General features: G+C 50.2%; 5 protein-coding genes. 2 read left to right on the top strand and 3 right to left on the bottom strand.

What is annotated here, in order from left to right; all coding sequences use genetic code 11:
* Window positions 1-425: 425 nt before the first annotated feature.
* The 3 genes from rplI to rpsF are packed head-to-tail and all read right to left on the bottom strand — an operon-like array spanning window position 426 to window position 1540.
* A complete protein-coding gene (rplI, locus tag Q0Z93_RS09835; protein ID WP_298065066.1) occupies window positions 426-893 on the bottom strand; it encodes a 50S ribosomal protein L9 in 468 nt (155 codons plus the stop codon).
* A 27-nt stretch (window positions 894-920) separates the two neighbouring features.
* Entirely contained in the window at window positions 921-1190 is a 270-nt protein-coding gene (gene rpsR, locus Q0Z93_RS09830) for a 30S ribosomal protein S18 (RefSeq protein WP_027291133.1), read from the bottom strand.
* A 2-nt stretch (window positions 1191-1192) separates the two neighbouring features.
* Window positions 1193-1540 (bottom strand): 30S ribosomal protein S6, encoded by a 348-nt coding sequence (rpsF, locus tag Q0Z93_RS09825; RefSeq protein ID WP_298065065.1) that lies wholly within the window; start codon window positions 1538-1540, stop codon window positions 1193-1195.
* Window positions 1541-1850: 310 nt separating this feature from the next.
* Here rpsF and Q0Z93_RS09820 point away from each other — a divergent pair, with 310 nt between their 5' ends.
* Both Q0Z93_RS09820 and Q0Z93_RS09815 read left to right on the top strand, forming a co-directional pair.
* Window positions 1851-2720 carry an AraC family transcriptional regulator gene (locus Q0Z93_RS09820; protein WP_298065064.1) on the top strand — a complete coding sequence of 290 codons (870 nt, stop codon included), beginning with the start codon at window positions 1851-1853 and terminating at the stop codon, window positions 2718-2720.
* Between the two features lie 714 nt (window positions 2721-3434).
* The coding region (locus Q0Z93_RS09815; protein WP_298065063.1) for a hypothetical protein at window positions 3435-4007 on the top strand (573 nt) is incomplete at its 3' end.

The following is a 4007-nucleotide window of genomic DNA, read 5'->3' as shown; positions in this document are numbered from 1 at the left end:
CTTTGTGAACAAAGAGAACCAGAAAAACTTTTTGAGATGCTAACGCATCTCTTGAGCCTGCCGGGTACCCTTGTTTTTGATCTTTTTGGGGTGTGAGCAATAGCGGGCTATTGAGTACTGTGCCTTAAGCCCGCTATTGCCACACCCCAAAAAAAACGCAATGCAAGAGGACTGCGGAGCCTAAGGAGTAGCGCAGCTATCTGAAAGTCTTTTGGGTACCTTTTCTTCAGAAAAGGTACGGTTCCATCCAATAGGGTACAGAATGAACGAGCGGTTAATGAACAAAGGAATAAGGTGTTTGTTCCCGAGATGCCGCCAGCTTTCGCAAAGAGGCCCGCCGAGAGATTTACCCCGAAAACAAGCGGAATCTCCCCGCCCCGCGAGGAGATTCCGCCGAAAGAGAGAAAGGCCAGCTTAGCGTTAACTTACTCCGCCGCCGGCGCATCGGCAGCACCTTCCGCCGCTACCGACACAGCCACTTCCGCCTTGATATCCTTGTAGATCTTAACCACTGCCTTGTATTCGCCGATTTCCTTGATGGTATCGACCTTGACATTCCGTTTGTCGATCGAGAATCCTTTGGCTTCGATAGCGTCAGCCACCTGCGCCGCCGTCACCGAGCCGAATATTTTGCCGCCTTCGGCCGTTTTAACGGTGAGCGCCACCGCAACCCCGTTGAGTTTATCGGCCACAGCCTGAGCATCGGCCACCATCTTGGCCTCCTTATGCGCCTGCTGCTTGATTTTCTCGGCCAGCACCTTCTTGGCGGAAGCCGTAGCCGCCGTTGCAAATCCCTGCGGGATGAGGTAGTTATTGGCGTACCCCGGCCGCACGTTCACGATCTGGTCCTTATTGCCGAGGTTATCGACATCTTGTTTCAGGATGATTTCCATAGTGTTCTTCTTCTCCTCGGTTAAGAATTATTTCAAAAGGTCGGTTACGAACGGCAGAATAGCCAGATGCCGCGCGCGTTTGACCGCGGTAGCCACTTTTTTCTGGAACTTCTGCGACGTTCCCGTCAGGCGTCTGGGCAGGATTTTTCCCTGTTCATTGAGGAATTTTTTGAGGAATTCCGCGTCTTTGTAATCGACATATTTGATGCCCGCTTTTTTGAAGCGGCAGTATTTTTTCTTTTTGACCTCAACGGATACCGGATTGAGGTAACGGATTTCGGATTGCGGTGCTGCCATGATTATTGCTCCTTCGATTTAGCTGCGTTAAGGTTTCTGCGTTTTTCTGCATATTCAGCCGCGTACTTGTCCTGTTTGAAAGTCAGGAAGCGGATGACGCGTTCGTCGCGGCGATACTGGGTTTCCAGTATGTCGATCAGTTTGCCTTCCCCCTCGAACTCGATCAGCGTATAGAAGCCCGTGGTCTTCTTTTGGATCGGATAGGCGAGCTTGCGCAAACCCCACTCTTCGGTGTAGTTCACTTTGCCGCCGTTCTCGGTGATGACACCCTGGAATTTGCCTACCAGTTCTTTCAGCTGTACGTCCGAAAGCACGGGAGTAGCAATGAAAACGGTTTCGTAACGGTTCATAAAGTTGTCCGTAAATTGATAAAATGTTGGTTATTGGTTGCTTATGAAATTCCCGAAGGATATTTCAGCCCACAAAGGTATAACTTTTCCTTGAAATACAAAACAGGCTTCCGGTTTTTGCCTTGGCACGCTTGTTGTCTGTTTTACCGTAATTTGCCTGGGCCTCCCCGATGGCCGAGACTGAATGCCTCATAAAGTTCGTTATATACTATAAAACGATTAAATACAAAACATTTAGGCTTATTTATGGATTATATTTGTGTCCCTTGCGACGGGAAACTATACTTTAATTTATAATTGTTGTCAATTTATGTCGGAGTTACCCAAAATGATAGGAAACGACACCGGACAATCCGCCTCTTTGTGGCAGTATGTGACCCATGCGGATCACGGTGCCGAATGGATGGAGCTGACCGATAACCTGATCGGAATGGTGGAGAACGGATCCAAGACGATCCAGTATGCCCATGCCAAATACACGGTGCGGGCGGGAGAGGTCTTTTTTCTGGCTCCCGGAAAGCATTACATCGAGAACATTCCTGCGGCGGACGGCCCTTACAAGGAAACCTGCCTGGCATTCGACAACCGAATGATGGCTGACGCCTTGTCCACGCTGATATCGCTCTACGGCATGGAGATCCGCCGCCCGCAGGGAGGGCGGCCCGATCCGACGCTGGCTCACGTCAGTGCGCGGGCATGGCCCGAAATGCAGCTTTTTTTCGACTCCCTGGCGCCTTACATGGACACGGACTACCTGAACGTGCACCCGCAGCTGACGCGGCTCAAGCTGGCCGAATTCGCCTACATGGTGATCGTCTACAAAGAGTACGGCCTGCAGCACAAGATGCTCCAGTGCATCGACCGGCTGAGCGACTCTTTTGAAAGTATCGTCCGCAACTCGGTGTTCGAGAACCTGACCATCGAAGAGCTGGCCTTGAAAACCAACAAGAGCCTCACTTCGTTCAAAAACGATTTCCAGCGCGTGTTCGGCGACACGCCCCACCGGTGGATCATCAGGCAACGGTTGCTGCACGCACGGCTGCTGGTGATTTCGACCAACAAAGCCATCTCGCAGATCGGCTACGAATGCCGGTTCGATAACATTTCGCACTTCATCAAGCTCTTCAAGCGGGAGTTCGGCAAAACGCCTCTCTCGCTCAGACAGGAACAGCGACGGTAGTTTTTTGCAAGGGACTTTCCGCCTTTTTCCTTGATCTCCGAGAGCTCATCTGCACAAATGCCGTCCGGAACAGAGTTCCGGACGGCATTTTCTATAAAAAGGGAATCCTCAGGGAACCGGCGAACGTTGTGGAATGACTGTTCAATTAACGCGATTATATATTTTATCGTACCAGCCATCCCTTTTCGGCTCGCGCCGCCCCCCCCGGCCGCGAGAAGCGGCCCCCGGCGCAGAGCCGATCTCGAAAAGAGGAGAACAGTACATTAAAGTATATAATCGCGTACAAAAAATCCCCGGCGCAGTTCGGTGTGGCATGGGGGATTCGGTTTACAATGCGAACTGCGCCGGAGAAAGTCTATACTATTATTTCATCTCAAACACATAGATGTTTTTGACGATATAGTTCTTCAATTTTTCGCACAACGGCTGACCAACAAACCGAATCATCACGATGAAACCCAAGTGATGATAGATAGATTTCTCTTATTTCACTTTGCTGTATTCGATTGTTACGGTATTGCCATTGTAATCCCATGACCCCTTTGTGAAATGATCTGAAGGAACAGCCGAGGAGTCAAACCATGATGTTACAATGAATTTATTATTCTCACCGGGATTACCATAGCAACTAAACTCTTCGATCTTTTGATTGTTTGAGATATCGAGAGCCGTCAACTGATTGTAGCTGCACCCCAGGTATGTCAGTTGAGTGTTGTGGGAAACATCGAGAGCCGTCAACTGATTGTAGCTGCACCCCAGGTATGTCAGTTGAGTGTTGTGGGAGACATCGAGAGCCGTCAACTGATTGTCGCTGCAGTACAGGTCTGTCAGTTGAGTGTTGTGGGAGACATCGAGAGCCGTCAACTGATTGTAGCTGCAGTACAGGTCTGTCAGTTGAGTGTTGTGGGAAACATCGAGAGCCGTCAACTGATTGTAGCTGCACCTCAGGTCTGTCAGTTGAGTGTTGTGGGAAACATCGAGAGCCGTCAACTGATTGGCCTCGCACCCCAGTCTTGTCAGTTGAGTGTTGTGGGAGACATCGAGAGTGGTCAGCTGATTATCGTAGCACCCCAGGTATGTCAGTTGAGTGTTGTGGGAAACATCGAGAGCCGTCAACTGATTGTAGCTGCACCCCAGGTCTGTCAGTTGAGTGTTGTGGGAAACATCGAGAGCCGTCAACTGATTATTGTAGCACTCCAGTCTTGTCAATTGAGTGTTGTGGGAAACATCGAGAGTGGTCAACTGATTGGCACCGCACCTCAGGTCTGTCAGTTGAGTGTTGTGGGA

Source organism: uncultured Rikenella sp. (assembly GCF_947628055.1).
Taxonomy (GTDB): Bacteria; Bacteroidota; Bacteroidia; order Bacteroidales; family Rikenellaceae; genus Rikenella.
This window is presented reverse-complemented; position numbering and strand designations above follow the sequence as displayed.

Excerpts from the sequence above, each read along its gene's own strand:
- rplI (WP_298065066.1), bottom strand. The coding sequence starts at position 893 with ATGGAAATCATCCTGAAACAAGATGTCGATAACCTCGGCAATAAGGAC.
- rpsR (WP_027291133.1), bottom strand. The coding sequence starts at position 1,190 with ATGGCAGCACCGCAATCCGAAATCCGTTACCTCAATCCGGTATCCGTT.
- rpsF (WP_298065065.1), bottom strand. The coding sequence starts at position 1,540 with ATGAACCGTTACGAAACCGTTTTCATTGCTACTCCCGTGCTTTCGGAC.
- Q0Z93_RS09820 (WP_298065064.1), top strand. The coding sequence starts at position 1,851 with ATGTCGGAGTTACCCAAAATGATAGGAAACGACACCGGACAATCCGCC.